Annotated in this window: 24 protein-coding genes and 1 pseudogene; 4 read left to right on the top strand and 21 right to left on the bottom strand. The window is 63.7% G+C overall.

Translation table 11 applies throughout. The features are described 5' to 3' along the window. Window positions 1–6 precede the first annotated feature (6 nt). The 4 genes from LPA37_RS22505 to LPA37_RS22490 form a co-directional block, all read right to left on the bottom strand. Window positions 7–1,476 (bottom strand): Y-family DNA polymerase, encoded by a 1,470-nt coding sequence (locus LPA37_RS22505; RefSeq protein WP_228978027.1) that lies wholly within the window; start codon window positions 1,474–1,476, stop codon window positions 7–9. Then, window positions 1,406–2,113: a translesion DNA synthesis-associated protein ImuA gene (imuA, locus tag LPA37_RS22500; RefSeq protein ID WP_229013757.1), complete on the bottom strand. Its 708-nt coding sequence runs from the start codon at window positions 2,111–2,113 to the stop codon at window positions 1,406–1,408. The genes LPA37_RS22505 and imuA overlap by 71 nt, the downstream gene beginning before the upstream one ends. Before the next feature lie 182 nt (window positions 2,114–2,295). Further along, window positions 2,296–2,829, bottom strand: coding sequence for an ureidoglycolate lyase (locus LPA37_RS22495; RefSeq protein WP_229013756.1), 534 nt, complete (start codon window positions 2,827–2,829; stop codon window positions 2,296–2,298). A gap of 31 nt (window positions 2,830–2,860) precedes the next feature. Beyond that, complete coding sequence (locus LPA37_RS22490) at window positions 2,861–3,493, bottom strand: substrate-binding domain-containing protein (RefSeq protein ID WP_228978031.1); 633 nt, start codon at window positions 3,491–3,493, stop codon at window positions 2,861–2,863. On the opposite strand from LPA37_RS22490, the pseudogene LPA37_RS22485 reads away from it, so the two are divergent. After that, a pseudogene (locus tag LPA37_RS22485) lies at window positions 3,492–3,617 on the top strand (branched-chain amino acid ABC transporter substrate-binding protein); the annotation flags it as partial. The gene LPA37_RS22490 and the pseudogene LPA37_RS22485 overlap by 2 nt on opposite strands. 293 nt (window positions 3,618–3,910) lie before the next feature. Here the strand turns inward: LPA37_RS22485 and LPA37_RS22480 are convergent. Next, window positions 3,911–4,525 carry a TetR/AcrR family transcriptional regulator gene (locus LPA37_RS22480; RefSeq protein WP_228978032.1) on the bottom strand — a complete coding sequence of 205 codons (615 nt, stop codon included), beginning with the start codon at window positions 4,523–4,525 and terminating at the stop codon, window positions 3,911–3,913. Window positions 4,526–4,610: 85 nt separating this feature from the next. Here LPA37_RS22480 and LPA37_RS22475 point away from each other — a divergent pair, with 85 nt between their 5' ends. After that, a complete protein-coding gene (locus tag LPA37_RS22475) occupies window positions 4,611–5,741 on the top strand; it encodes an MBL fold metallo-hydrolase (protein ID WP_229013755.1) in 1,131 nt (376 codons plus the stop codon). A 356-nt stretch (window positions 5,742–6,097) separates the two neighbouring features. On the opposite strand, the gene LPA37_RS22470 is transcribed toward LPA37_RS22475, so the two are convergent. Beyond that, window positions 6,098–7,297: a GGDEF domain-containing protein gene (locus LPA37_RS22470; protein ID WP_228978035.1), complete on the bottom strand. Its 1,200-nt coding sequence runs from the start codon at window positions 7,295–7,297 to the stop codon at window positions 6,098–6,100. A 403-nt stretch (window positions 7,298–7,700) separates the two neighbouring features. Between LPA37_RS22470 and LPA37_RS22465 the strand changes: the two genes are divergently transcribed. After that, the gene (locus tag LPA37_RS22465; protein WP_228978037.1) at window positions 7,701–8,162 is read left to right on the top strand and encodes a carboxymuconolactone decarboxylase family protein; all 462 of its coding nucleotides are present in this window, start codon (window positions 7,701–7,703) and stop codon (window positions 8,160–8,162) included. 61 nt (window positions 8,163–8,223) lie between these two features. Here LPA37_RS22465 and LPA37_RS22460 read toward each other — a convergent pair whose 3' ends face one another. From LPA37_RS22460 to LPA37_RS22395, 14 genes are read right to left on the bottom strand one after another with little or no spacing between them, the layout of a single operon-like run. Continuing rightward, window positions 8,224–9,627: an MFS transporter gene (locus LPA37_RS22460; RefSeq protein ID WP_229013754.1), complete on the bottom strand. Its 1,404-nt coding sequence runs from the start codon at window positions 9,625–9,627 to the stop codon at window positions 8,224–8,226. Between the two features lie 26 nt (window positions 9,628–9,653). Continuing rightward, window positions 9,654–10,901 (bottom strand): NAD(P)/FAD-dependent oxidoreductase, encoded by a 1,248-nt coding sequence (locus tag LPA37_RS22455; protein WP_229013753.1) that lies wholly within the window; start codon window positions 10,899–10,901, stop codon window positions 9,654–9,656. Next, window positions 10,898–11,860, bottom strand: coding sequence for a VOC family protein (locus tag LPA37_RS22450; protein WP_229013752.1), 963 nt, complete (start codon window positions 11,858–11,860; stop codon window positions 10,898–10,900). Before LPA37_RS22450 ends, LPA37_RS22455 begins: the two co-directional genes overlap by 4 nt. Before the next feature lie 25 nt (window positions 11,861–11,885). Continuing rightward, window positions 11,886–13,376 carry an aldehyde dehydrogenase gene (locus LPA37_RS22445; protein ID WP_228978047.1) on the bottom strand — a complete coding sequence of 497 codons (1,491 nt, stop codon included), beginning with the start codon at window positions 13,374–13,376 and terminating at the stop codon, window positions 11,886–11,888. Between the two features lie 33 nt (window positions 13,377–13,409). Then, entirely contained in the window at window positions 13,410–14,228 is an 819-nt protein-coding gene (locus LPA37_RS22440; protein WP_229013751.1) for an aspartate dehydrogenase, read from the bottom strand. Continuing rightward, on the bottom strand, window positions 14,221–15,879 hold the full coding sequence (locus LPA37_RS22435; protein WP_229013750.1) for a thiamine pyrophosphate-binding protein: 1,659 nt from the start codon (window positions 15,877–15,879) through the stop codon (window positions 14,221–14,223). Before LPA37_RS22435 ends, LPA37_RS22440 begins: the two co-directional genes overlap by 8 nt. Continuing rightward, window positions 15,872–16,678 (bottom strand): SDR family oxidoreductase, encoded by an 807-nt coding sequence (locus LPA37_RS22430; protein ID WP_228978053.1) that lies wholly within the window; start codon window positions 16,676–16,678, stop codon window positions 15,872–15,874. The genes LPA37_RS22435 and LPA37_RS22430 overlap by 8 nt, the downstream gene beginning before the upstream one ends. Beyond that, window positions 16,678–17,526: an IclR family transcriptional regulator gene (locus tag LPA37_RS22425; RefSeq protein ID WP_407672601.1), complete on the bottom strand. Its 849-nt coding sequence runs from the start codon at window positions 17,524–17,526 to the stop codon at window positions 16,678–16,680. Before LPA37_RS22425 ends, LPA37_RS22430 begins: the two co-directional genes overlap by 1 nt. 12 nt (window positions 17,527–17,538) lie before the next feature. Further along, the gene (locus tag LPA37_RS22420; protein WP_229013748.1) at window positions 17,539–18,438 is read right to left on the bottom strand and encodes an alpha/beta fold hydrolase; all 900 of its coding nucleotides are present in this window, start codon (window positions 18,436–18,438) and stop codon (window positions 17,539–17,541) included. A 28-nt stretch (window positions 18,439–18,466) separates the two neighbouring features. After that, window positions 18,467–18,994: a cupin domain-containing protein gene (locus tag LPA37_RS22415; protein WP_228978065.1), complete on the bottom strand. Its 528-nt coding sequence runs from the start codon at window positions 18,992–18,994 to the stop codon at window positions 18,467–18,469. A 26-nt stretch (window positions 18,995–19,020) separates the two neighbouring features. Continuing rightward, on the bottom strand, window positions 19,021–19,788 hold the full coding sequence (locus LPA37_RS22410; protein ID WP_229013747.1) for an SDR family oxidoreductase: 768 nt from the start codon (window positions 19,786–19,788) through the stop codon (window positions 19,021–19,023). Then, window positions 19,781–20,872, bottom strand: coding sequence for an aromatic ring-hydroxylating dioxygenase subunit alpha (locus tag LPA37_RS22405; protein WP_229013746.1), 1,092 nt, complete (start codon window positions 20,870–20,872; stop codon window positions 19,781–19,783). Before LPA37_RS22405 ends, LPA37_RS22410 begins: the two co-directional genes overlap by 8 nt. A gap of 48 nt (window positions 20,873–20,920) precedes the next feature. Further along, window positions 20,921–21,232, bottom strand: coding sequence for a recombinase-like helix-turn-helix domain-containing protein (locus LPA37_RS22400; protein WP_228978071.1), 312 nt, complete (start codon window positions 21,230–21,232; stop codon window positions 20,921–20,923). A 1-nt stretch (window position 21,233) separates the two neighbouring features. Further along, the gene (locus LPA37_RS22395) at window positions 21,234–21,548 is read right to left on the bottom strand and encodes a non-heme iron oxygenase ferredoxin subunit (protein WP_228978072.1); all 315 of its coding nucleotides are present in this window, start codon (window positions 21,546–21,548) and stop codon (window positions 21,234–21,236) included. Window positions 21,549–21,985: 437 nt separating this feature from the next. On the opposite strand from LPA37_RS22395, the gene LPA37_RS22390 reads away from it, so the two are divergent. Further along, a complete protein-coding gene (locus LPA37_RS22390; protein ID WP_228978074.1) occupies window positions 21,986–23,059 on the top strand; it encodes a porin in 1,074 nt (357 codons plus the stop codon). Window positions 23,060–23,104: 45 nt separating this feature from the next. On the opposite strand, the gene LPA37_RS22385 is transcribed toward LPA37_RS22390, so the two are convergent. Then, window positions 23,105–24,079, bottom strand: coding sequence for an IclR family transcriptional regulator (locus LPA37_RS22385; protein WP_229013745.1), 975 nt, complete (start codon window positions 24,077–24,079; stop codon window positions 23,105–23,107). Between the last annotated feature and the right edge of the window lie 325 nt (window positions 24,080–24,404).

The following is a 24,404-nucleotide window of genomic DNA, read 5'->3' as shown; positions in this document are numbered from 1 at the left end:
GGCCTGTCATCCGAAGAGGCCGTGGAGAAACCACCGCTGGTCTTCTTCCGCGTCGCGACTGCTGACGCGCTCGCGGTATATCCAGAAGCAGGTCTGGTCTTCAGTCTGTGCGACGAAATAGTCGCGCGTCATCAACTCGCCATCGAACCATCCAGCCTCAATGCGCTCACCCGGCGACACCATCCGCAGCGGTGAACCATAAAACGGTCGGTGCTTGCGCATGAGCAGACGTACCGGCTTCTCAAGCAGCCATGTTGGTCGTGGAAGTCCCTCTGGAAGCATGGTGCTTTTCGACGTGTTGCCGACTGGTACCCATCGATTCGCGATTTCCGGCCGGTAGTCTGCCGTTGGCGAAGGTTTGAGCACGTTGTCTTCGCCAAGCCTTGCGACCAGCAGTTCGACGAGGCGGGCATGCTCCTCCGCGGAGCCACCGGGTTCTGGAAAGAGCGTGCTGGACACCGGTACCGCCGGTTGCACGTCCAACGCATCAAGTCGCAGTGCGATGACCGGCGCGGTCAGTTCAACACGGGCAAGCCGTTCCTTGATGAGCCGGACAAGATGGTCCTCTCGCCATGTGGGCTCACCCAGCGCAATCTCGATGGGCGTAGGGTCTATCGCCTGTCTGCCGCGTTCATGTTCGAGCAAAAGCGTCGCGCCTGTGAGCGCCAGATGCTTCGCGCAAAGCCAGCCACAAAGCTGCACGACAAGGCGATGAGCGCCGAAAAGTGCTGCTTCCGCATGCTCGATGCGGTCGGGCATTTCAATGCGCGCAGAGAACGTTGGAGGCAATTCAAGCCAGTCAAACAGCTCTGGCGTCGTGCCGAAAGCACGGTCGAGTGAATCAAGCAGGTGCTCGCCGCAACGGCGCTGCAGCCCCGCGCGCGGCAGCCGCCGGACATCTGCTATGGTCTCGCAGCCAAGCCCGGTAAACCAGTCGGTGAACGGTCGCACTTCCGGCACCGACAGCAGCGGCAACGCGGACAGTTGCCGTTCAAGCGAGTCAATCTTGAGTACGCGCCGACTCCGGTGCCTTGCCAGCAGCCATGCGCCTTGCCCTGTGGGCGCGGCACTTATCCGCGCGGTCAGTCCAATGGCTTCGAGTATCGCTTTCGCCTGCCGGCATACAGCAAGTAGTCCACCAAAAAGCCGAAGGCTTGCGCCGACGTCGACCACGACGACAGCCTCTTCGAGCACCGCGACATCGGGCGAGAACTGCATGAGCGCCACTGCCACTTCGCGCTGCGCGACATGTTCACGGCCGGGGTCGCGCTCGTACATTTCTACCTCTGGCGCGAGCGTCAACACACCGCCGCGCTGCATGCCAACCCGCACGCCCGCAGACCTGGCTACCCCGTCTGCGGCGAGCACCTTGTCCCTGTCCAGGACCACGCAGCCGTGTGCGGGCTCAGGCCGCCACTTCGGCTGGAAGACCTCGAGTTGCAACCGGGGCAAGTGGACGGCGAGAAATACGCGCATGGTGGGAAAACAGGACAGGTGTTGGTTGAAGTGGGACGGACAGAGGTTCTGCGCGTGCTGGACCTCGTCGCTTCGTAATGTCGACGGTCAGACCGTCGCGTTCTGGCCGGAGGACCAGTCTTAAAACCGCGGGAGAGGCGTCCTGTGCTGCCGCCAGCGGGCGGACCATGAAGAACAACGTTTCCGAAGACTGTGCTGCGAGATGCAGTCGCCGCAGCGACGAGGTCTGAACGTATTGCGCCCAGAACAGCAGTGCGCCGCAACTGCCTGCGCGCAGAATCTGCTCTGCTGCCCACAATGCGTCCGCTGTCTTCGAGGCCCGAATCTGCATCAGTTGCCCTGGCGAGAGCCCGATGTACTCAAGGCCAGGTCCGTTGGGAATGTGCGGCGGCTGCACCATCGCAACCGGTCGCTTACCCAGTTCGCTGAGCGCAGGGCGCAGCAGCCGCATCTCACCCACGCCGGCCTGCTGGACCAGCAGATCGACGAGCGTGCCGACGGGCCAGCCACCGCCAGGCAATTCTGCCGACAGCGCCGCATATCCAGTCTCGACCGTACGGCCGCGGCCACGCGCAAGCTGCGACGCCCGCCAGAGCGATGGATGTATTGCTTCCGGAATGGGGGACGGGACAGTCACTGGATTTCGAAAATACCTGTATGGATGTACAGTATCCTACACGGATTTCCGTAGCGGTGAACAGACACTTTTTGGGGTGAAACTTCATGGACAGGCGCGTTCGCAAGCCGGTCGGCCAGACGTACAGCAACGACTTGAACGCGGCTGCAACGGGTTTCCTGCTTACCGAATCGCGACGGCTGCTATCTTTCGAGCCGGTGCATCTCGATACTTCGCATGACACTTTCGCATGCTGGCGCATGTGTTTTGAGATGAACCACGAGGTCGTAGGTCGTCGATGGGCGGGTGAGCATGAGGCACGTCGCTTCGCGTTCGTGAACCCGGGTCGCGTGCCATATATTGGGCCGCATGCACAGGCCCTTACCGACCGGAATGTCGAACGCACGCAAGGAATTCAGGTTCGGGGTACCGTCGTCCAGTGAGGTCGCGACGATATGGATGACTGGCGCCGTCAGTGGCACGATGGCCTGCTGGGTCAGACGATGCAGTTCGAGAGACGTTACCTTGTCATCGCGGTTCCGGTAGATCACCCACAGGATTTCCGTTTCACCCGGCGAGTCAGTGTCAAACAGATGCTCACGCCAGAAATCCGATGCGGGGCTGATGTACGACGGCGCGTCGCTGTCGGCGCGAACGGGCTTGCCGAGCATCCAGCCATAAGGCTCACAACGGATCGCATCGAGCGGTTCAATCGAAATGGCGAGGGTGGTCAGCATGTCGGAATACTCGTGTTGATGATGGGAGCGTTCAGGCGCGCGAAATTGTTTCGTCCGTGGGTGGGAACTGCGCGAAATCGGGGCCATGTTTCAGGCTGAATTCGAGCACCACGTTCAGTGCAAGTCGTGTGATCGACTCGGAAAGCAGGCTATCGGGCGTGCGCCGAAACGCGGCGACGAGCGGCAACGCGGGCACCCGATGCGTCACTTGCAGCAGTTGCAGTTGACCGGCTTCGAGCTCGCGCATGACAAATGCGGGAGGCAGCACGGCAATGCCGAACCCGTCCACTACGAGCCGGATGATGGCTGCCACCGACGACAGACAGTTGATCTGCACTTGAACATCGCCGCTAGCGGCGAACAATCCCGTCAGAAACTCGTGTGGCGGCGAATGACGCGCGAAACTGATAACCGGGTAGGCAGCCAGTTCTGCCTCCGTCAATGCCTGAGCTGACAGATTGAGCGCCGGGCTCGCCATCCAGCGCATCGGCAGACTGCCTGGCGGCACATTTGCCATGTCCGAGCCGCTGACGCCCGTCGTCTGAAATGAAACGTCGATGTGGCCGCTTACAAGTTGCGTCGCAAGACTGGACGAGGTGTCGCTGGTCAGTTCGATCACGAGATTCGGATAGTCCTCCCTGATGCGCTTGAGAAGATCCGGCACGCAATACGACGGTGTGATTGGAAGAATCGCATTCGATTCGCACGGCGATCTGAAAGACGCGGCAATCACGATTTACCAGTTCAGGGACAAGAAGAAGATGGTCGTTGATGTCATCCGGATGTAGAGACGGGCATAAGCAGGTATTCGGCACCAGACAACCAGCAGCGGTATAGCGCCCAAGTGGATCTTCACATTTGCCGTCAGGATTTATGCAACAACACCGAAACGCCCCATCAGTGCGGGCGGATCGTGTGATCAGGTTAGACGTGTCCGTACTTTGCCAGCCGAAACCGGGCGAGGCACGCACCCTGGTTTCGGGATCAAGAAAGTCAGCAGCCTGAGGCCTTGCACGGACAAAGCGGCGAACTATCGGTCCGGTGGGCATGAAGATCGAAACGCAAGCCCCCAGAAGACGGCTCATGCATAGCGTGCGAGAAACATGTCCGCGGCCGACTCCGCGACCTTCCTTTGCTCCCGTTCGCCGAGCGGCGCCTGGCCCATCGTCACCTGCGGCCAGAACGCAAAAGCCTTCACCAATGCCTGCAACTGCAGCGCCGCGAAGAGCGGATCGTCGATCTTCAGACGGCCGTCTGCGACGGCCGCCCGGACCCACACGGTCAGGTCTTCCTCGCGCTCGCCGAGACGGGCGACCATGTCCCGCGCCCGCTCCGGCGAATGGATTCCGGCCGCGATCGCCACACGCGCAAGCGACAGAAAGGACTCGTCGTTCAGCAGCCGGAGCTTGCGGCCCAGAAGGTCGAGCAACTGCGCGCGCAACGGTTTGTCGGCGCGGTAGGTGAGCGCATGGCCCCGCTGGCTCGCGTCCCACAGTTGATGGAGAATCGCGGCGAAAAGGGCTTCCTTGCCTGGGAAATGGTTATAGACCGTACGTTTCGAGACGTGCGCGCGGGCGGCGATACGGTCCATGCTGGTCGCGTCGTAGCCGGCCGCGAGGAATTCCTCGATCGCGGCGTCGACGATAGCAACACGCTTGCGGTCAGTCAGACGTTGATGGGTGGCACCTGGATCCATGGCTGAATTTTACACCAGGCAGTTTACTTTTCTCAAAAATAAACTACACTGCCAGGTGTACATTTCCATCTGGATGGCCTACCTCATGACGTCGCTTCCCGCATTTGTCAGCCGCGCGCTCGGCTTTAGAGCCGCACAACGCAGCCGCGCGTTGTCCAGCACCTCGCCGCAGCATGATGGCGAACGCTTTCACAACGTCAAGCCACGTCCTGCCGAAAGTTTGCGCAAGACGCTCGGCATTGTGTGGAACATATTGCTCAACAAGCCGCGCGGCACCGCGCCGACAGACGCGTTGCCCATCGATGCGCTGACGCGTGCGCAGCTCGATGCGGCGCCCGACCGCAGCCTCTACCGGCTCGGTCATTCGACGATGCTGCTGAAGCTGCGCGGCCAGTTCTGGCTGACCGATCCCGTGTTCGCCGAGCGTGCCTCACCGTTTCGCCATTTCGGTCCGAAGCGCTTTCATGCGCCGCCAGTTGCGCTGGCCGATTTGCCGCCGCTGCGAGGCGTGATCCTGTCGCACGACCACTATGACCACCTGGACCGCGAAACCGTGCTCGCGCTTGCGCAGAGCACCGGCGTGTTTCTGACACCGCTCGGCGTCGGCGACCGGCTGATCGAATGGGGCATCGACGCTTCGAAGGTGCGGCAGTTCGACTGGTGGCAAGGCACCGAGGTGGACGGCGTGCAGTTCACCGCTACGCCCGCGCAGCATTTTTCCGGCCGTAGTCTGCTCGACGGCAACAGTACGTTATGGGCGTCGTGGGTGATCGTCGACAATGATCTGCGCGTGTTCTTCAGCGGCGACACCGGCTACTTCGACGGCTTCCGGGCGATCGGCGAGCGCCTTGGGCCATTCGACGTCACGCTGGTCGAGACGGGCGCGTACGACGCGCAGTGGCCATACGTTCACATGCAGCCAGAAGAGACCGTGCAGGCGCACATCGATCTGCGCGGCCGCTGGCTCGTGCCGATTCACAATGGCACCTTCGATCTCGCGATGCACCGCTGGCAGGAGCCGTTCGAAAGGGTAACGGGGCTGGCCCTCGCGCGCGGTGTCGCGCTGTCGACGCCCCGCATGGGCGAGCGGCTGGATCTGGGCGCGCCGCATCGCGGTGAACGCTGGTGGCGCCACACCGTCGAGACCATCGCCGCGCCGAAGGCCGCATGGCGTTTGTGCGCCTCGCGTAATGCCACAGACGCGAAGTCTTCGTGATTCCTTGTGAGCATGCCTGCCTGAGGCAACGCCTGGTACATTGTCAGTCTGGGGGCACTGGAGTACGTTGCGGGCATCACTGTCGGCGTCGCCCGGTTATCGTCGCGTGACTGCGGCAAACGGCAGCCAGATCAACCTGTCCGGGGTTCGTCGTCCCTCTTTGCACAGCACCACGACGCGCACGCGGTTATGGTCTTCCAGCCTTGAACGGCAGGGCGCCGGATGGACGGCATCCTGCCAGCGAGGTTCGCCGCATATGTTGAAAGTGCGTTATTGACAGATACGAAGGGCGCTTGAAGGAAGTCGCCGTGCAACTTCTGCAAAGTCATGTGCGGCAGGACGACGCCAGGATAGCCTCAGGCGCTCGTGCTCTCGCCTTGAACCGACCGGACCCGTTGACCGGCAGCCAATGATGTACCGACAACGCAATCCCGGCCTAAGGCTTTCGCTGCATATAACGCGGCATCGGCGCGTGCCATCATGTCTGCGAATGTGTCGCCCTCACGATACTCGTCGACACCGGCGCTGAACGTGCACGGTACGGCGCCAGATGAGATCGTCCAACGTGATGAAGCGACCTGGGCACGGAACCGGTCCATCAGGCGAATGGTGTCGGCTTGCCCGGTAGATGGACACAATATGGCAAATTCTTCGCCCCCCAGGCGTGCAAAGATATCGCCGCTTCGCAAGCCGCCCGATACCGTCGAAGCAAAATGCGCAAGCGTCCGGTCGCCGACCGCGTGCCCATGTTCGTCGTTGATGGCCTTGAACTTGTCGAGGTCCAGGATTGCGATGGACAACGGCAACCGGGAACGTTTCGCGTCACTCAGCAATGCCTCTGCGCGAACAAGGAAAGCACGGCGTACCAGCGCGCCAGTCAGTCCGTCGACGTTTGCAAGCCGCTCCATACGCTCTGCCATGCGGTCGTGAGCGAGCATGACGACGCCTGCCGAGAGCGCCGGCAGCGTCAATATGCCGAGGCCGAGAAACGCAATGTTCATCGGCGTGGGCGCAAGAAAGCTGGTTTGATGCTCCCACCCCAGCATGCAGACGAGACTGCGCGACAGATGGATAGCCGCTCCGAGAAATGCCACAACGGACATAAAGTAGTAGCCGTACTTCGGCCTGTCCGGCGGGCGCAACTTATATGTAATCCAGCCGATGACAATGCGAATGTATGCGAGAAACGCCGACATCAGCGCAGCGCGGGCATTGACGTTGGGCGACACATATTGCCAATAGACTATCGCGAGCATCAGGGCGCCGTACGCGACATACTCGAACGAATGTGATGGGCGCAGTCCAAAGAACTGCCGGCAGCCTTGCAGCATCAGAAGCGCCGCAGCCGCGAGCAACGCGCTCCCGATGAGGATGACCATACGCGCCGGCATGGGGGCTTGCAGAGCAAGAAGGCCGAGCGCGACAGCCAGCAGGGCGTTTGCGCCAATCCAGCGCGGCAATCCCGGTATGTCAGCGCGTAATAGCGAACTGAAAACCGCCATGCTCACCGCGCAGGACATAATCGCGACAACGAGAAAGCTGACGGGACTGAGCATATCGGGTGGTGGGCGCGTATTGTAAGGCGCAAGAACAGGGCTTTGATGGCATCAGACGGCGCTGTCATGTGCCAGCGTTCCTGCGCGGAACTTCCTTCTGAACTCCGCACAACACGGGTTCTCGTATGCGTTAACGGCAGGCAGCGGACATTCTTTAGCCCTGGATGTCATGCCAGGCGACCATGAAACCGGCATGGCGTGATCGCTGGCCCGACAGCAGACGCGTGATGCACGCCGCCGCGCCCGGCGCGTCAGATGTAATCGCCAGCGCGATTCCCTTGCTACCCGTCGTCCGATGATGGCGGCGAGGAAGATACCCGTACCTGTCACAAACGGACCGTCCCGCACGTCTGGTAGATATGCAACGCGCGAAGGGCGCAAGCACAATCAGAGGATGAAAATCATGACGGCAGCACGCATCAACTTCTTTCAACTCGCTCCGGCTAACCTGAAGGCGATGATCAATCTTTCGGGCTCTACCAAGCAAAGCTCGCTTGGCCCGAGGATCGTGGAAATGGTGAATTTGCGGGTCTCGCAGGTCAACGGCTGCGGCGTCTGCATCGACATGCACTGGCGAGATCTGATCAAACAGGGCGCCGATCCGCGCCACCTTAACGCGATTGCCGGCTGGCGCGAGGCGCCGTTCTTCGATGCCCGCGAGCGCGCGGCGCTGGGTTGGGCCGAAGCCGTCAACGCGTTGCCTCATCAGGACACCACGGACGACGCTTATCGCGAGTTGCGCGAGCATTTCAACGAGACCCAGATCGCGGAACTGTCGTACACCATCGCCGCGATACGTGGCTGGAACGCGATCAACCTGAGCCTGCGCAACCAGATTCCGGAGAATCCGGCGCCGGGATTCTGATCGGGAGCCAGCCTGAAGTTCGCGCGCGGCGCTGTCACATCGACAACGCCGCGGCCTGAAATCAGGCTTCCAGTTGCTCCAGCACTTTCCCCTTGGTCTCGATCCCGAGGAAATGCACGGCGATCGCCGCGAGGAACGGCACGGCGGCGAGAATATAGAACGCGACATCGAGGTTGCCGCCGATCATCGTCTTCGACACGATGGCCGGCGCGAAAATCGCCGCGATCTTCAGCCACGCACCACCCACGCCGCAGCCGAACGCGCGGATGCTGGTCGGATACAGCTCAGGCGTATAGACATAAGCGGTGATAAAGCCGCAAGCCAGAAAACCCAGCGAGAGTGCGCAGAACGTCGCGACCACATACACCGACGAAGCATGGAACACGCCTGCCAGCGCGAGTGAAAGCGCGCACAGCAGGAACGACACATTGATGATCGGCTTGCGCCCCACCTTGTCGACCAGCAGCGCGCAGGTCAATGAGCCGAGCACGCCGAGCACCGAGGCCGCCACGGCGAGGTTCAACGCGAGCTGCAACGGCGCGTGATAGACATTGCGATAGATCGTCGGCAGCCAGGTCGACAGACCGTACTGAATGAAGCCGCACGTGATCCACAGCATCGCGACCGCCATCGTGCGCTTCAGATACGCGGGACCAAACAGGTCCTTCATGCGGCGCTTCGGATGGCGAGCGGCGAGCGCCTCGAATTCGGCGGCGTGTGTCACCGGCGCGAGCGGCCCCTTCGTGGCGCGTTCGAATGCGCGCACAGCGGTATCGGCTTCGGCCATCCGTTCGCGTTCGGCGAGCCAGCGCGGCGATTCCGGCACGAGCCTGCGCAGCACGAAGAACAGGATCAGCGGCATACCGCCGATGAAATACATGGCTTCCCAGCCGAAACGCGGCACGATCCACGCGCCCAGTGCGTTCGACGCGAGCAGCCCGATCGGAAACACGATTTCGTACAGCAGGACGAAGCGCCCGCGCCCGTGGGCCCGGCTGATCTCATTGATGTAGGTCGCGGCGACGGGTAGTTCGCCGCCAAGCCCGAAGCCCTGAATCACGCGTAGCGCGACAAACATGGCGAACGTCGGCGCAAAACCGCACGCGATACTCGTCACGCCGATGATCCCCGAACTCCACGCGATCGCGCGAACGCGTCCGTTCCGCTCGGCGAGCCACGGGAACAGGAACGCGCCGAACAGCTGGCCGACAGAACCCGATGCAATCAGAAAGCCGATTTCCCAGGGCGTCAGATGCCATTTCTGGATCAGGATCGGCAGCGTCGCGGCGATCGCGATGACGTCGAAGCCGTCGAAAAACGTGGCGAGGCCGATCAGGATACGCGCGCGCACCTGCATCGCGTTGCCCGGCAGCCGTTCGAGCCGCGCGATGATCGAGCCGCGGGTGACGGGACCGGAGACACCGGCGCCGCCTCGATATTCAATGGTGTTGTCGATGGTTCTCATGCCTGGTGTCCTGTCCATAACTGGAATTAGGCGAGCGCCTTGCCGGCGTCGGTCAGCGTCGCGAGATCGACCGCACGCCCCTGGTTCATCCATTTCCGCGCGATCTTCAGATCACGCGGCGTGTTGATCGCGATCGCGCCGCGCAGGTTGCCGTCCTGCAGATAGAACAGCGTCGCGCTTTTCTGCTGCACGCTGCCGCGCACGGCGAGTTCCGCATCCACCGGGATGTCGCCGAGAATCTGCAGGTTCACGTCGTACTGGTCCGACCAGAACCACGGGATGTCGGCGTAGGCTTCCTTGACACCGAGCACTGCTTTCGCGGCGGCGATCGCCTGGTTCTGCGCATTCGCCCACGATTCCAGCCGCACGCGGCGTTTGAGCCACGCATTCGGATGATTGGCGACGTCGCCGCACGCGAAGATGCGCGGGTCGGCCGTCGCGCCAAATTCATCCACGACGATGCCGTCGACAACCGGCAATCCCGCCGCTTCGGCAATCGCCGTGTGCGGCGCGAGACCGATGCCGGCGACGGCGAAATCCGCGTCGAGCGTCGAGCCGTCGGCGAGTGTGGCGCGCACGCGGTTCGCGTCGTCGGGGTGATCGTCGAGCGAAACCAGAGCCGCGCTCAACCGCACATCGACGCCATTCGCGCGATGCAGTTCAAGCAGGAAATCCGATACGGCAGGCGGCAATGAACGGACGCACAGGCGCGGCGCGCCTTCCACCACCGCGGCTTCGACGCCGAGCTTGCGCGCGGTCGCGGCCACCTCGAGTCCGATCCAGCCGCCGCCGATCACCAGCACGCGCTGGCTTTGGCGCAACCGTTCGCCGAGCGCGACTGCTTCATCGAGCGTGCGCAGATACGTGATGTGCGAGGTCTTGACGAGCGCATCGGGCAGGCGGCGCGCTGCACCGCCGGTCGCGATCACGAGCCGGTCATACGTGATCTCGCGGCTCGAACGCGTACGTACCACGCGTGCTTCACGATCGATCGACGTCGCGCAATCCGGCTGCCACGTCTCGACGTTCAGCGCGGCAAAATCGTCGGGCTTCACGATGCGCACGGTGTCGATATCGGCTTCACCGGCGAGCACGGCTTTCGACAGCGGCGGGCGCTCGTACGGCGGATGGATCTCGTCGGCGATCATCACGAGGCGGCCTTCGAAGCCTTCCTTGCGCAACGTCTTCACGATCCAGCCAGCGGCCTGGCCGCCGCCGATCACGACGATCGTTTGCGGTGCGTCGCCGGTTTCCTGGGTTGCATCGAGGGTCATTTTTTTTGCTCCGTCATGAACTTGCCTTGCGGCGCGTCCGCGTTTTTCTGGCGGCGCGTGTTGCCGTCGATGCCGCCGTCGATGGCCCATTCGGCGAACACGGTCGGGCCGGGTTCGAAATCGCGCGGCTGCCATTCGGGCGTCAGCATGTCTTCGTCGGCGTAGTACTCGATCAGGCCGCCGGCCGGATTCCTGAAGTACCAGAAGTACGCGGACGACACCGGATGACGTCCCGGCCCGAGCTGCGTGTCCCAGCCGCAACGGCTGATGTGCATGCCGCCGCCGAACACTTCATGGATATCGCGCACGGTGAACGCGACGTGATTCAGGCCGCGTTGTCCGTTCGGCAGTGCGAGCAGGAAAATGTCGTGGTGGCCGCCGTGCGGCGCGCAGCGCATGAACGCGCCACGACCTGGATAGCGATCCGACATTTCGAAGCCGAGCAGTTCCTGGTAGAACTTCTCCTGCTCCGCAAGGCAGTTCGTGAAGAACACGACGTGTCCGACTTCGACCGGTTCCGCGCGTTCGTACACCGGCGACGGCTGATCGACGCGCAGCGTCTGGCCCCACACGTTCGACGGCGAACCGTGCACGTCGATGGCGCGCCTGCGCGTGACTTCGACGCGGATCGCCATGCCGGCCGGGTCGAAGCAGCCGACGGCGTCGTCCGTTTCGAAGTGGCCCGGCCGGCCCGCGAAGCGGCCGCGCAGTGCGTCGAGTTCGGCACGCGTTGCGACGCCCCACGTCACTTCACGCAGCGTCGGACCTGCTTCGAACGCGGCGGGCAGCGACGGGTCGTTCGCGTCGACGACGAGAATGGTGCAGCCGTTCAGCGTTTCGAAGCGCGCGCGGGTTTCGTCGTGCGCGGTTTCCTTCAGGCCCCAGTCGGCGAAAAACTGCCGGCAGGTGGCGAGATCCGTCACGCCGTAAGTAATCTGTTCGATGCCGAGAATGCTCATTGCTTACCTCTTCAGTGTGCCGCGTTCAGTTTGCCCACGGCAGCGGCGCGTCGTTCAAGCCCCAGTACAGGCTCTTTTGCTGCATGTATTCGCGGATGCCGAGCCTGCCTTTCTCGCGACCCATGCCGCTGTCTTTCCAGCCGCTGAACGGCGTCGAAATCGAAAACAGCTTGTATGTGTTGATCCATACGGTGCCGGCTTCGAGCGCGCGCGCCACGCGCCACGCGCGCTTGTAGTCGCGAGTCCAGATGCCGGCGGCAAGGCCGAACACGCTGTCGTTCGCTTGCCGGATCAACGCTGCTTCGTCGTCGAACGGCATCGCGACGAGTACCGGTCCGAAGATCTCTTCCTGGCAGATGCGCGCGCTGTTCGGCAGCCCTTCGAGAATCGTCGGTTGATAGAAGAAGCCTTTTTCGCGACCTTCTCCGACCGGACGCTCGCCGCCGCACAGCAGGCGACCGCCTTCTTCCAGGCCGAGCGCGACATAGCGTTCCACCGATTCCCGATGCTTCGCGCTGATGAGCGGTCCCATCTGCGTTTCCGTGCTCGACGGATCGCCGACGCGCAACCTGCGTGCGCCTTCGGCGAGCCGCTTCATGAATTCGGCGTACACCGGACGCTGCACGAAGAGCCGCGAGCCCGCGATGCACGCTTCGCCCGACGAGCTGAAGATGCCGTACAGCACGCCGTTGACCGCATGATCGAGGTCGGCATCGTCGAAGACGATGGTCGGCGACTTGCCGCCCAGTTCGAGCGAAACAGGCATCAGCTTGTCCGCCGCGATGCGTGCGATGCCGCGGCCCACGTCCGTGCCGCCGGTGAACGACACCTTCCTGACGAGCGGATGGCGCACCAGTACATCGCCGATCACCGAGCCCTTGCCCGGCAGCACGCTCAGCACGCCTTTGGGCACGCCGGCTTCCTCGCAGATGCGCGCGAGCGCCAGCGATACCAGCGGCGTCACTTCGGCGGGCTTCAGCACGACCGCATTGCCCGCGGCGAGGGCAGGGGCGAGCTTCTGCGCGTCGGACGCGATCGGCGAATTCCACGGTGTGATCGCCGCGATGACGCCGATCGGCTCATGCACGCTCATCGTCATGTAATCGCCGCGCGACGGTGTGAGTTCGTCGTCGAGCGTTTCGAGGCACGCCGCGAAATAGCGGAACGTGGCCGCCGCGCTCGCTACCAGCACGCGCGTTTCGGCAATGGGCTTGCCGTTGTCGCGGCGTTGCAGTTGCGCGAGCGCTTCGTGGCGCTGCGTGATCAGATCGGCGATGCGATACAGGATCAGCGCACGTTGATGTGGCTTGAGCCCGGCCCAGTCCGGCTTGCGCCATGCGATGTCGGCGGCTTCGACGGCTTCCTTCGCGTCTTCTGCGCTGGCCGTTGAAATTTCCATGTTCACCGACTGGTCCGCCGGGTAAATGCTCGCGAAGGTCGCCGCACGGCCGCGTCGCCATTCGCCGCCGATGAAGATGTCGCCAGAGGGAATGAGGCGGGTGTCGAAAGGAGTCATGTCGGAAGTCCGTCTTTACAGAAGCTCGGGTACTTAAATCACGCAACGCGCGGCGCGGTTGCGCAACGCGCGGATCGCGCTGTAGGCGGTGAGCGCCGAAGTCTTGGGGTTGTCGGGCAACGGCTTGCCGCACATTTCCAGCGACATCTCGCCGAACGCGCCGCGCGCGACGATGCGATGCACGTTGCGCGTCACCGCCGGATCGGCGATCAGGCGCACGGTGGTCTGATCGAGGCCGAGGCCCGCGAGCGCGATCGTCGCCGCGACGTTCGCGTTCTTCGGATAGAGCCGCGCTGCTTCGCGCGCGCTGCCTTCGAAGATCACGCGTTCTTCACTGAGCGTGCCCAGATCGCACAGCGCTTCGGCGGGCGTGCCGAGCCAGCCGCCCGGCGGCTTGCGGCCCGTGTACAGCACTTCGTCGAGGCCGCCGAGCTTCGCCGCCGCGAGCGCATCGATGCCGCCGATCGCACCCGACAGCAGCGTCATCGTCGCATCGCCCTGATCGGCCGCGGCCGACAGCAGTTCGAGCAGCATGACGTCGGACAGCGCGCCGATCGAGGCCACCGCGCAGTCGGTGCCGGCCTTCAGCAGCGGCACGACATGGTCGACGAGCGCTTCGTGACCGGCGCATTCGAGCGCGAAGTGCGGACGGCTCGACAGCGCAGCGACTGACGAGACCACGTCGACTGACGCGCCCACCGCCTCGCGCACCGACGCCGCGTAACGCTCGGGCACGATCACATGCGAGACGTGAACCAGCGGATCGGCGGCGACCGCGCGATACACCGTCTGCCCGATCGCGCCGAAGCCGATCATCGCGACGTCGATGGGCGCATGGAATCCGTCACGCATGTTCCGGCTCCTCTTTCTTGACGGGCGGCCCGGCAAACGCGGTCGCGAAACTGCCGACGGCCTGCATGTCCACTTCGACGAGCACAGGACCGACCTTCGCGAGACCTTCGCGGATGATGTCGTCGGCCTGATCCAGCGACGACAGGCGATAGTGCGTGAGACCGAGGCTCGCGCAGAACTGCGAGAAATCCGGCTGATGCAGGTCGACGTAGTAGCGGCGACCGCCGTACTGCGCGTCCTGGATGTTGCGGATCACGCCATAGCACTGGTCGTTCATCAGCACGATCATCACGTTGGCGTTTTCCTGCACGGCCGTCGCGAGCTCGCCGACGTTGACCATCAAACCACCGTCGCCGACGAGACATACCGTCTTCGATGCGGATCCGGCGAGCGCCGCGCCAATCGCCATCTGCATGCCCTGGCCGATGCCGCCGCCCAGTGCATGGACGCCCGCGCGCGGCGTGAAGATTTTCAGCATGCGGTTGCCCCACGTGCTGTTCGAAATCGTCACGTCGCGGACCCAGTTGTAGTCGCGCCCCACGAAGCGTTGCAGCGATTCGACGAGCTTGCGGTACGGCCCGAGACCCTTCGCCGTTTCCGCGACTGCGGTCTCGCGTGCGGCGGCCAGATCGATGGCGAACGTGGGGTCGATCTTCAGCTTGCCTTCGAGGCGCGTGGCGAGTGCGTCGAGTACCGCAGCGGCGTCGCCGTGGATGAAGAGTTCGTTGCGATAGCCGCGGTTGTCGGCCAGCGCGTCGGCGTCGATGCGGTACAGCGGCTGCGGCAGCGCCAGCTTGTACTTCAGCGTCTCGTTGCCGCGCAGGCGCGAGCCGACCACGACCAGCGCGTCACACGTCTTGTAGAAACTTTCGACGGAGGGATGCACGTTATACGCGCCGAGCGTCGCCGGATGATCTTCCGGCAGCACGCCGCGACCCTGCACGCTCGTCACCACGCCAAAGCCGAGCGCGACGAGACGCTCTACGGCGGCGCGGGCGTGACGCGTGCCGCCGCCGAGCCACAGCAGCGGACGCTTTGCGCTCGCGAGCGCTTCGGCGAGCTTCTCGACGCGCGCTTCGTCGTGCGTGAGCGTCGTGATGTGTGGGCCGGCCAGATCCGTCGGCCATTCGATTTCGGCCGCCTGGATGTCGATCGGAATTTCGACGCTGACCGGGCCGCTCGGCGCCGTCTGCGCGACGCGCACCGCTTCGCGGATGGTCGGCAGCGCGGTGTCGGCGGAGCGCACACGGAACGCCGCCTTCGAGATCGATGACAGCATGGCCAGCTGGTCCGGCGCTTCGTGGATGTAGGCGAGATCCTGATCGAGGTATTCGGTTTCGATCTGGCCGGTGATGTGCAGGAGCGCGGTGCCGGCGGTCAATGCTTCGACCATGGCGCCGGCGGCGTTGCCCGCTGCCGTCCCGGTGCTGGTGAACGCGACGCCGAGGCCGCCCGACACGCGGGCGAGGCCGTCGGCCATGTTCACCGAGCCCGCTTCGCCGCGCGCGCCGACGTAGCGGATATTACCGCGCCGGCCGATCGCGTCGAGGATCGGCATGTTGTGAATCGAGATCACGCCGAACGCCGTACGCACGCCGCATTGTTCGAGAAAGGCGGCAATCAGCTCGCCGACGGTGGTGGTGTTAGACATGTCGTGCATTGCCTCCAGAAACATCGATATGACTGCCGGTCGTGTAGGACGACAGGTTCGTGGCCAGATAAAAGAGTGCCTGCGCCGCTTCCTCGGGACGTCCGAAGCGGCCAAGCGGAATGTTTTTCTTGCGCGCGAGCTCGCCGGTCCAGTCTTCCCAGCTTTGGCCCGGCTGCGCCTGCGTGTCGAAACGGCGGCGCCATTGCCCGGACTCGACGATGCCGATCAGGATCGAGTTCACGCGGATGCGTTGCGGCGCGAGTTCAACGGCGAGCGAGCGGATCAGGTTCTGCACGCCGGCACGCGCCGACGAGGTCGCGACCATGTGCGGCTCCGGCTGCAACGCGAGCAGCGAATTCACGCAGACGATCGACGCATTGCCTGCACCGGCCGCATCGCGCAGCATCGGCAGGAACGCACGCGTCGGGCGGATGATGCTGAAGTACTTCAGGTCGAGCTCCTCGCGCCACGCTTCATCGGTGGTGTCGGCGAAGGTCGATACGCGGCCCTGGCCTGCGTTGTTGACCAGCATGTCCGTGCGGCCGAACCGCGTTTGCACCTGCAGCGCGAACGCGTCGACGTCGACGGCGTCCAGCACGTCGCAGCGTGCCGCGAGCAGCGGTGCCTGTGGATAGCGTTCGCGCAGCGCGGCTTCGGCATGGGCGAGACGTTCGCTGTCGCGCCCGCAGATCGCGACCGACGCGCCCGCTTTCAGGAAGAGTTCGGCAGTCGCGAGGCCGATGCCGGACGAACCGCCCGTCACCACCGCGACCTGACCGGTCAAATCGATTTGAATCATCAGATCCCCAATGCCTTCATGTACTGGCTTCGTGCGGGCGGCCGGTAGTTGAGCCGCTCGGAGAGGTCGTCCGCCGCGTGGCGGACCTTGTCGATGAGGCCGCTATCGAGCAGTGCTGCGTCGATCTCGTGACGCGGAATCGTCGTCGTGATCACCGCGACGATGCGGCCGGTGTCGTTGCGCACCGGCGCGGACACCACGGAAATGCCACGCTCGAACGACGATTCGCTGATCGCGAAACCGCGATTCGCATCGTCGCGGATGCGTTCGTAGAGCGCTTCGACGGTTTCTGGCGTTTGCGGCGTATAGCGTTCGAGTCGCGGCTCGGGATACAGCGCGCGCAGATCGTCGAGCGTGAGGTCGCCCATCAGGACCTGGCCGTGCGTCGTCGCATGCGCCGGCAGACGCGTGCCGACGTTCACGCTCACCGAGCTGAAAATCGGCGCGTGGCTTTGCGCCTTCGCGACGAACACGACATCGCGCCCGTCGCGAATCACGATGTGGCTCGTGAGACCGGTCGCGCTGCGCAGCGCTTCGATGACCGGCAGGCCGAGGTCGGTCAGTTCGAGCGAGCTCAGATATTCGAAGCCGAGGCGCAGCACGGCCACGCCCAGGCGATAGTTACGGTCGCGATCGGCGCGTTCGAGAAAGCCGAGCGATTCGAGTGTCTGCAACAGACGGAATACCGTGGTGCGCGGAATGCCGAGCCGCTTCGACAGTTCGGGCGCTCCGAGCACCGGCTCGCGCGGTGAAAATTCAGCGAGGATCCGCAGGCCGCGTTCGAGACCCGGCACGCGATAGTTCATATCGCCGCGGTCTTCGTCTGTTGCGCGGCCCGGATCGGACATGTCGGGGGTCATTCAAAAGCTCCGGTTGCCAGCGGATGCATCGCTCGCGCGGCAGAACGTGTCGAGGATCGTGTTGTATGCCGCGGGCGCTTCGATATAGCCGGCGTGTCCGGCGCGCGGCACGGTCTGGAACGGCGCCCGCGCGATCCGCGCGAGGCGCGCGCATGCGGTGGGCAGCGTGATGCTGTCTTGCGCACCCGCAACAACCGCAACGCGTCCGGTGAATGCGGCGAGATCGGCGGCAAGATCGGCATTGGCGAGCAGATGCGTCGCCTGCGCGTAGCCGTGCGGCACGATGCGCGACATGTTCCAGCGCACCCAGTCGCGCGCGGTTTCATCGGCGTGCGGGGAGAGCATGTTCGCGCCGCGCGTTTCGGCGAGCCCGGCCGGACCGAGGTCGGCGAGCATCGCGAGACGCGCATCGCGCTTCGAGGCTCGCACTTCGGGAGCCGCCGTGCCGTATCCACCAGCCGGAGAAACCAGCAGCAGACCGGCGACGCGCGCCGGATTCGCAGCGGCAAATGCACCCGCGACGATGGCGCCGAGCGAATGCCCGACCAGCACGCAGCGCGCGATGCCGAGCGCGTCGAGCCATGCCTTCAATACGTTCGCGTAGTCCGAAGCGAACGGCGAGCCGGCCGCAACCGGCGTGGACTCGCCATAGCCTGGCGCATCCCACGCGAGCACGCGACGTGTCGTCCCCAGCGCTTCGAACTGCTGCACCCATGACGCCGCACCCGAACCGATGCCATGCAGCAGCACGAGCGGCAATGCTACACCGCGTGCATCGCCGGCTTCGCGATAACTCACGACGTGCTGTTGCGCGACGGCGACCTGCTGCGCGGGAAAGCGCGCGAGGCGCGTTTCGAGCGGCAAGGCAGCGTGAGCGGTGAGGGCAGTGGCGTGTGACATGGCTTCGATCGCGGACAGAGGTAAAGGCTTAGCGCTTGAGCTTCGCGAGCGGCGAATCGGGCGGATACGTCGGCGTGACGGGCTTCGCCGCACCGAGCATCACGCACATCAGCGCGTCTTCTTCACCGATGTTCACTTCGGTGCGGTACACGCCCGGCGGCACCGAGATCAGATCGCGTTCGCCGATCACCGATTCCCACGTTTCGCCGTCCTTCTCGCAGATCACCTTCATTTTTCCGCGCAGCACGAAGAAGATTTCCTCGACATCCATATGAATGTGGCTCGGACCGATGTTGCCGGCCGGAATCACCATCGTCGAAAACGTGAAGCCGCCGGCCGGAACCGTGTTCATGTCTTTCGCGACGCCCGTGCCGCCCGTGCCCACGTAGCGCATCTGCGCGCGGCGGTACTTCGGGTCGTAGTCGGCCTGGAACTTCAGCGCGTCCCAGTCATAGCGGCGCGTCTCGAGCCGCGCGACGCGGCTTTCCATCCACTGCGCGAAGCTCGCATCCGCGGGTTGATCCCACGATTTGCGTTCGATATCTGCATCAGCCATCGATTTCTCCTTTCTGTTCGACATGGTCAATTCATCACGAAGCCGCCGTTGACCGGCAGCAACTGCCCGGTCACGAAGCGCGCGGCGTCGGATAACAAAAACAGGACCGGGCCTGTCACATCTTCAGGAACCTGCGGCCGGGTCAGCGCGCGACCCTCGCGGTAATACGCGTGACGCGCGGCAGGTACATACGCCGTTGCCTCGACTTCGGTCAGACCTGGCGCGATGGCGTTGACGGTGACGCCGTCCACGCCGAATTCACGCGCGAGCGAATGCGTCATCGAGATCACCGCGCCTTTGCTGGCCACGTAGGCGAGCAGCTTCGGCGCGCCCCACAGCGCGGTATCGGATGCGATGTTGACGATCGCGCCGCGGCCCGAGTCGCGCAGATGCGGCAGTGCCGCCGTACTGGCGAGCCACGTGCCGCGCACGTTCACGTTCATCACCGCGTCCCACGTTTCTTTGGTCAGTTCGGTGGCGAGCTTGCCGCCGGAATTCGTGATCGCCGCGTTGTTGATGAGGCCGTCGATACCGCCAAGGCGCTTCGCGGCATCGTCGACGAAGCGCGCGATGCTGTCCGGCTGCGCGAGATCGAGCGGCAGGTACGACACCGCGTGGCCCGCTTTGCCAAGCGATGCGGCGAGTGCCAGGCCTTCGTCGTGCAGCAGGTCGCCGAACACGACGCTCGCGCCTGCCTGCGCCAGCGCGCCGACGAACGCCGCGCCGAGTCCGCGCGCGCCGCCCGTGACGAGCACGCGCCGGCCGGTCAAGGTGGCCGCGGTGGCGTTATGCATGGCTGTGGCCCGCGTGGCTGACTTCCGCCGCGGCGCTCGCGGCGTGGGCCCGATGCGCTTCGAGGTCGGCGAAATGCTGCTGGGCGCGCTGGCGCAACATCCGGCGCACACGGGTCATGCCGACGTCGTGCTGATAGAGAAATTCGTGATCGCGTGCGTTCGGCGCCATGCTTTCGAGCACATAGCGGTCCTGTTCGAGCACGGCCCAATGCAGGCCTTCAAGGCGGTTGCGATACATGAAGCGCCACGCGTCGCGCTGCCAGCCCGACACCTTGCGGGTGCGCCAGAAGTAAACCTGGCAGTGGTCCGCATCGACGGGAACCGCGAAGCCGATGATCCCGAAGTTGCCGCCGGGGCCGAACTTCTTCCTGTACGGAATCGCGAGGCGCATCCACAGGCAGCCGGTCTCGCCGAGTTCGACCCAGTCGAAATTCACATCGCGCTGGCCGACCTTTTCGAACATCAGGCCGGTCTCGGTCTTGCGCACGCGCATGTCGGCCTGCTTGTCGCCTTCGGCCATCGAGTGCGACGTCGCGTGCAGGTACGCGCCGTGCATCGGGTCCATCACGTTGTCGATCGCGTACTGATAGTTGCACTTCCAGTGCGACATGCACAGGAAGCTCGCGTATTCGTCGCCGGTCAGCTCTTCCGGCAGCACGAGCGGCGCCGGTTCCTTGTGCGCGTCGTCGCCGAACCACAGGAAGATCGCGCCCGCGTGTTCCTCGACGGGATACGACTTCACGCACTGTGTTCCTTCGAGCGGACAGCCCGACACCGCCGGCACTTTCTGCACGGTACCGCCACCGTCGATCTCGATGCCGTGATACCAGCACGCGACGCTGCCACCGAGATTCCAGCCGAGCGACAGGCGCGCGCCGCGATGCGGGCAGCGGTCTTCGAGTGCGTGAACGTGGCCTTCCTGATCGCGCCACAGCACGATCTGGTCACCCAGCCGCGTGATGCCGACCGGCGCGTTGCCGACCTGCCAGCTCGGCGCGACGGGATACCAGTAATTGCGCAGGCCGCGATCCAGATATGACTGGATGTCGTCGGTCGCGGTGTTGCTTGTCGTGGGGGACGTCATGGAAACACTCCGGGATACGTGTTCTTGAGGCGGGGTCGCGCGGGCCGCTTATTCGGCGAGCAGACGGAATTCGGCAGTCAGGCGTTCGGCGTTCCACGGGCTGCCTTCCGGCGTGCGGAAACCGATGCGGTTCAAGCCTTCGACGACTTCATCGAGTTCCACCGCGCCGGCTTCGAACACGGTTTCGAGCGCATCGCCGAAGTCGTTCTCGTATTGCGTCGGCTCGGCCTTGCGGGTCTGCCAGATGAAGTTTTCGTTCTCACCCGGTTTCTCGATAACGCCCTTGCCCGCGACGTTGTTCGGCTGCGGCGCGAGCCACGGCTTCAGATGCGGATTGAAGTTCACGGTCACTTCTTTCATGTCATTCCACCTTGATCTGGATTTCTTCACCGGCAAGGCGCACCGCGTACATCTTCAGATCGCGGCCACCGGGTTCTTTCAGACACTTGCCGGTCGGGATATGGAACACGGCTTCGTGCAGCGGACATTCGACGGTGTCGCCGTCGACAAAGCCCTGCGTCAGCAACGCGTATGCATGGGGGCAGACGTTTTCGAGCGCATACAGCGCGTCGCCCACCTTGTAGATGCCGATCTCCGTGCCGTCGAGCTTGTACTCGAGCGGCGCGTCGTCAGACAGATCGCCGGTATGTCCGGCGCAACGCCATTCTTCAGCCATTTCGCACCTTTTCCTGAAGCTCTTGTGTTCCATATAAGGAACGTCAGTTCGTGTATGGGCATTATAGGAGTCGATTTCGAACGACAAAATAAAAATCTGCCGCTTCCAGGGAAAACACCGAGTGTGTGCCGGGGATTTTGTAGGGATGTGGTACGAGGAATCGACGCTTCGCATATAGAAATGCCCGCCCGGTAAGGCTTTACACGAATTTCAACAGTCTGGAAAAGGGTGCGGATGAGGGTTTTCACTGTCTCTAAAAGTATTTTGATCGGCATGCAGAATCACTATACTTTCCATAGGCGATACATATGTCCATAGGTGAAACAAAAAGAAGGGGCTAACCCGATGCAGAAGACCGGGGTCGCCGCCAGTTCAATAAAGGCCAGGGGACCCGGAGCGAGGCTCCGGTTACTCATCACACGTTCAGGAGTACATAGGTGAAGCACATCATCGCTGCGGGACTCACCGGGATCTGCGCCGCGTCGGGCGCATGGGCACAAAGCAGTGTCACGCTCTACGGCAGTCTCGACGCCGGCGTCGCGTACATCAGCAATGTCGGCGGTCACGCCAAATGGATCGAGGAGCAGGGCAACATGCAGCCGGACCGCTGGGGTCTGAAGGGCGTCGAGGATCTGGGTGGCGGCACGAAGGCGATCTTCCAGCTGGAAAACGGCTTCTATACGACCACGGGTGCGTTCGCGAAAGCCAACACGCTGTTCAACCGCCAGGCGTACGTGGGGCTCAGTTCGGACCGGTTCGGCACGCTGACGCTCGGCCATCAGACGCCGTTCGCCTTCGATGTGCTCGGTCCGTTCGCGACGGCTTACCTCGCGGCGAGCTGGTATGCGTTCCACCCAGGCAATATCGACGAACTCGCCGACACCGGCGTCGTGCCCTACGACAATTCGGCGAAGTATCGGTCGCCCACGTGGTACGGCTTTTCGTTCGGCGCGATGATGGGTCTCGGCAACACGACGAACTTCTCGACTGGCCGCACGATGAGCTTCGCGGCGAGCTACGTGAATGGGCCGTTCAAGGCGGGCGCGTCGTGGTCGAACGAGCACAACCGCACGCCGTCGATCGTGACGACGGGGATCACGAATTTCCAGGGTGTCGCCGCTGCGAACTACATGGCCGACAAGGTCGAAAATACCGGTGCGGGCCTGTCGTACCAGTTCGGCAAACTGCTCGTGCACGGTCTGTACACGCACGTGAAGCTGGAGTCGAACGGATTCTCGGACACGTATCAGAGTTTCGACGCCGGCGCGAACTACCAGTTCACGCCAGCTAACAGCGTGGCCGGCGGGGCCGCGACGACGACCTTATCGGGTCGTCGCTGGACGCAGTTCGAGATCGGCGATGTCTACGCGCTCTCCAAGATGACGCAGGTGTATGTGAACGCGCTGTACGAGCGTGCGAACTCGAATGCATCGGCCGCGTTCTTCACGGCCGGCGTGTCGAGCGGCCGGAACCAGGCGATCTTCCTGACCGGCATCCACCACTCGTTCTGACGTATCGACGCGTTTTCAGCGATGAAATGACGGTCGTGGCGGCGTTCAGCCTGCCGCGACCGGTTTGCCGCGTGCGTGCGCGGCGGTCGGGTCGTCCGCGTTGGGACGATAGTTGAGGCGCGTCGACAGATCGACTGCCGCGCCGCACACCGCGGCGATCAGCGGCTCGCGCTCGCCGGGGCCGCCGATGTCCGAACGCGGCACCGTCGCGGTGATCGCCGCGACGATCTTGCCCGCCTGGTCGCGGACCGGCGCGGTGACCACCGAAATTCCACGTTCAAACGACGCCTCGCTCAGCGCATAGCCGAGCGCGGCGCTTTCGCGCACGCGTTCGTAGAGTTCATCGACGGTAGCCGGCGTGCGTTCGGTGAAGCGTTCGAGTTGCGGCTCGGGATAAAGCGCGCGCAGCTCGCCTGGCGTCAGGTCGCCCATCAGCACCTGGCCATGCACCGTGGCATGCGCGGGCAAACGCGTGCCGACGTGCACCTTCACCGAACTGAACATCGGTTCGTGCGTCTGCGCCTTCGCGACGAAGACGACGTCGCGTCCATCGCGGATCAGCAGATGCGTGCTGAGGCGCGTCGTATCGCGCAACTGTTCGAGTACCGGCGTGCCGAAGTCGGTCAGTTCAAGCGAGCTCAGATATTCAAAGCCGAGCCGCAGCACCGCGACGCCCAGCCGGAAATGCCGGTCGCCGTGCGCGCGTTCGAGAAAGCCGAGTGCTTCGAGGGTTTGCAGCAGACGGAACGTCGTGGTTCGGGGAATGCCGATGCGCTTCGACAACTCGGGCGCGCCGAGTACCGGCTCCCGCGCCGAGAACTCGGCAAGGATGCGCAGACCGCGTTCGAGACCCGGCACGAGATAGGTGGACGACGCGGCGCTGTCGCCATCAGACGCGTCGGCAGTGTCGGCAGCGTCCTCGGGTTGAGCGGTCGTGGCGGATCTGTCGCTGGCGGACAGCGATTCGCCGCGTGCACCGTTGCCAGTGCGCCCCGTTCCCGTCTTGTCTTCTTTGGCCATGTCCGGCTTTCGTCCAGCTGAATGTGTGCGGAACAACATGATAGCGCGAAGCGCCCCGGGCAAATTCCGGCCGGCGCTGCACGCGCCGACAGCCCAGCGTGCGTGCGGCTGACGCGTACTTCATGCGCGGCCCGGACCGCTTGCGACGAGCATAACGAAAGCAAAACGAATAAAACCACAGGCTTTTAGAAAGTAATGCGCCCTTAAACCATAACACCGGGGTGGTGCAATGCGCGCTGTTTCAACGGTATGTCGCAACCGCTACATCTCTAACAACAGCGCCAGCGCCGTCCTGTCCGGGTAACTGGCGGGAGCGCTGAACAGC

The organism is Paraburkholderia gardini, from assembly GCF_907164545.1.
Classification (GTDB): Bacteria; Pseudomonadota; Gammaproteobacteria; order Burkholderiales; family Burkholderiaceae; genus Paraburkholderia; species Paraburkholderia gardini.
The sequence above is the reverse complement of the archived record's forward strand: the minus strand, read 5'-3'. Positions and strand labels throughout refer to the sequence as shown.

Bases quoted from the DNA above. Each gene is read 5' to 3' on its own strand.
- LPA37_RS22445 (WP_228978047.1), bottom strand. From the start codon at position 13,376: ATGACTCCTTTCGACACCCGCCTCATTCCCTCTGGCGACATCTTCATC.
- LPA37_RS22475 (WP_229013755.1), top strand. From the start codon at position 4,611: ATGACGTCGCTTCCCGCATTTGTCAGCCGCGCGCTCGGCTTTAGAGCC.
- LPA37_RS22495 (WP_229013756.1), bottom strand. From the start codon at position 2,829: ATGCTGACCACCCTCGCCATTTCGATTGAACCGCTCGATGCGATCCGT.
- LPA37_RS22470 (WP_228978035.1), bottom strand. From the start codon at position 7,297: ATGCTCAGTCCCGTCAGCTTTCTCGTTGTCGCGATTATGTCCTGCGCG.
- LPA37_RS22385 (WP_229013745.1), bottom strand. From the start codon at position 24,079: ATGGCCAAAGAAGACAAGACGGGAACGGGGCGCACTGGCAACGGTGCA.
- LPA37_RS22395 (WP_228978072.1), bottom strand. From the start codon at position 21,548: ATGGCTGAAGAATGGCGTTGCGCCGGACATACCGGCGATCTGTCTGAC.
- LPA37_RS22425 (WP_407672601.1), bottom strand. From the start codon at position 17,526: ATGTCCGATCCGGGCCGCGCAACAGACGAAGACCGCGGCGATATGAAC.
- LPA37_RS22440 (WP_229013751.1), bottom strand. From the start codon at position 14,228: ATGCGTGACGGATTCCATGCGCCCATCGACGTCGCGATGATCGGCTTC.
- LPA37_RS22460 (WP_229013754.1), bottom strand. From the start codon at position 9,627: ATGAGAACCATCGACAACACCATTGAATATCGAGGCGGCGCCGGTGTC.
- LPA37_RS22455 (WP_229013753.1), bottom strand. From the start codon at position 10,901: ATGACCCTCGATGCAACCCAGGAAACCGGCGACGCACCGCAAACGATC.
- LPA37_RS22400 (WP_228978071.1), bottom strand. From the start codon at position 21,232: ATGAAAGAAGTGACCGTGAACTTCAATCCGCATCTGAAGCCGTGGCTC.
- LPA37_RS22410 (WP_229013747.1), bottom strand. From the start codon at position 19,788: ATGCATAACGCCACCGCGGCCACCTTGACCGGCCGGCGCGTGCTCGTC.
- LPA37_RS22435 (WP_229013750.1), bottom strand. From the start codon at position 15,879: ATGTCTAACACCACCACCGTCGGCGAGCTGATTGCCGCCTTTCTCGAA.
- LPA37_RS22420 (WP_229013748.1), bottom strand. From the start codon at position 18,438: ATGTCACACGCCACTGCCCTCACCGCTCACGCTGCCTTGCCGCTCGAA.
- LPA37_RS22450 (WP_229013752.1), bottom strand. From the start codon at position 11,860: ATGAGCATTCTCGGCATCGAACAGATTACTTACGGCGTGACGGATCTC.
- LPA37_RS22465 (WP_228978037.1), top strand. From the start codon at position 7,701: ATGACGGCAGCACGCATCAACTTCTTTCAACTCGCTCCGGCTAACCTG.
- LPA37_RS22430 (WP_228978053.1), bottom strand. From the start codon at position 16,678: ATGATTCAAATCGATTTGACCGGTCAGGTCGCGGTGGTGACGGGCGGT.
- LPA37_RS22480 (WP_228978032.1), bottom strand. From the start codon at position 4,525: ATGGATCCAGGTGCCACCCATCAACGTCTGACTGACCGCAAGCGTGTT.
- LPA37_RS22505 (WP_228978027.1), bottom strand. From the start codon at position 1,476: ATGCGCGTATTTCTCGCCGTCCACTTGCCCCGGTTGCAACTCGAGGTC.
- LPA37_RS22405 (WP_229013746.1), bottom strand. From the start codon at position 20,872: ATGACGTCCCCCACGACAAGCAACACCGCGACCGACGACATCCAGTCA.
- LPA37_RS22415 (WP_228978065.1), bottom strand. From the start codon at position 18,994: ATGGCTGATGCAGATATCGAACGCAAATCGTGGGATCAACCCGCGGAT.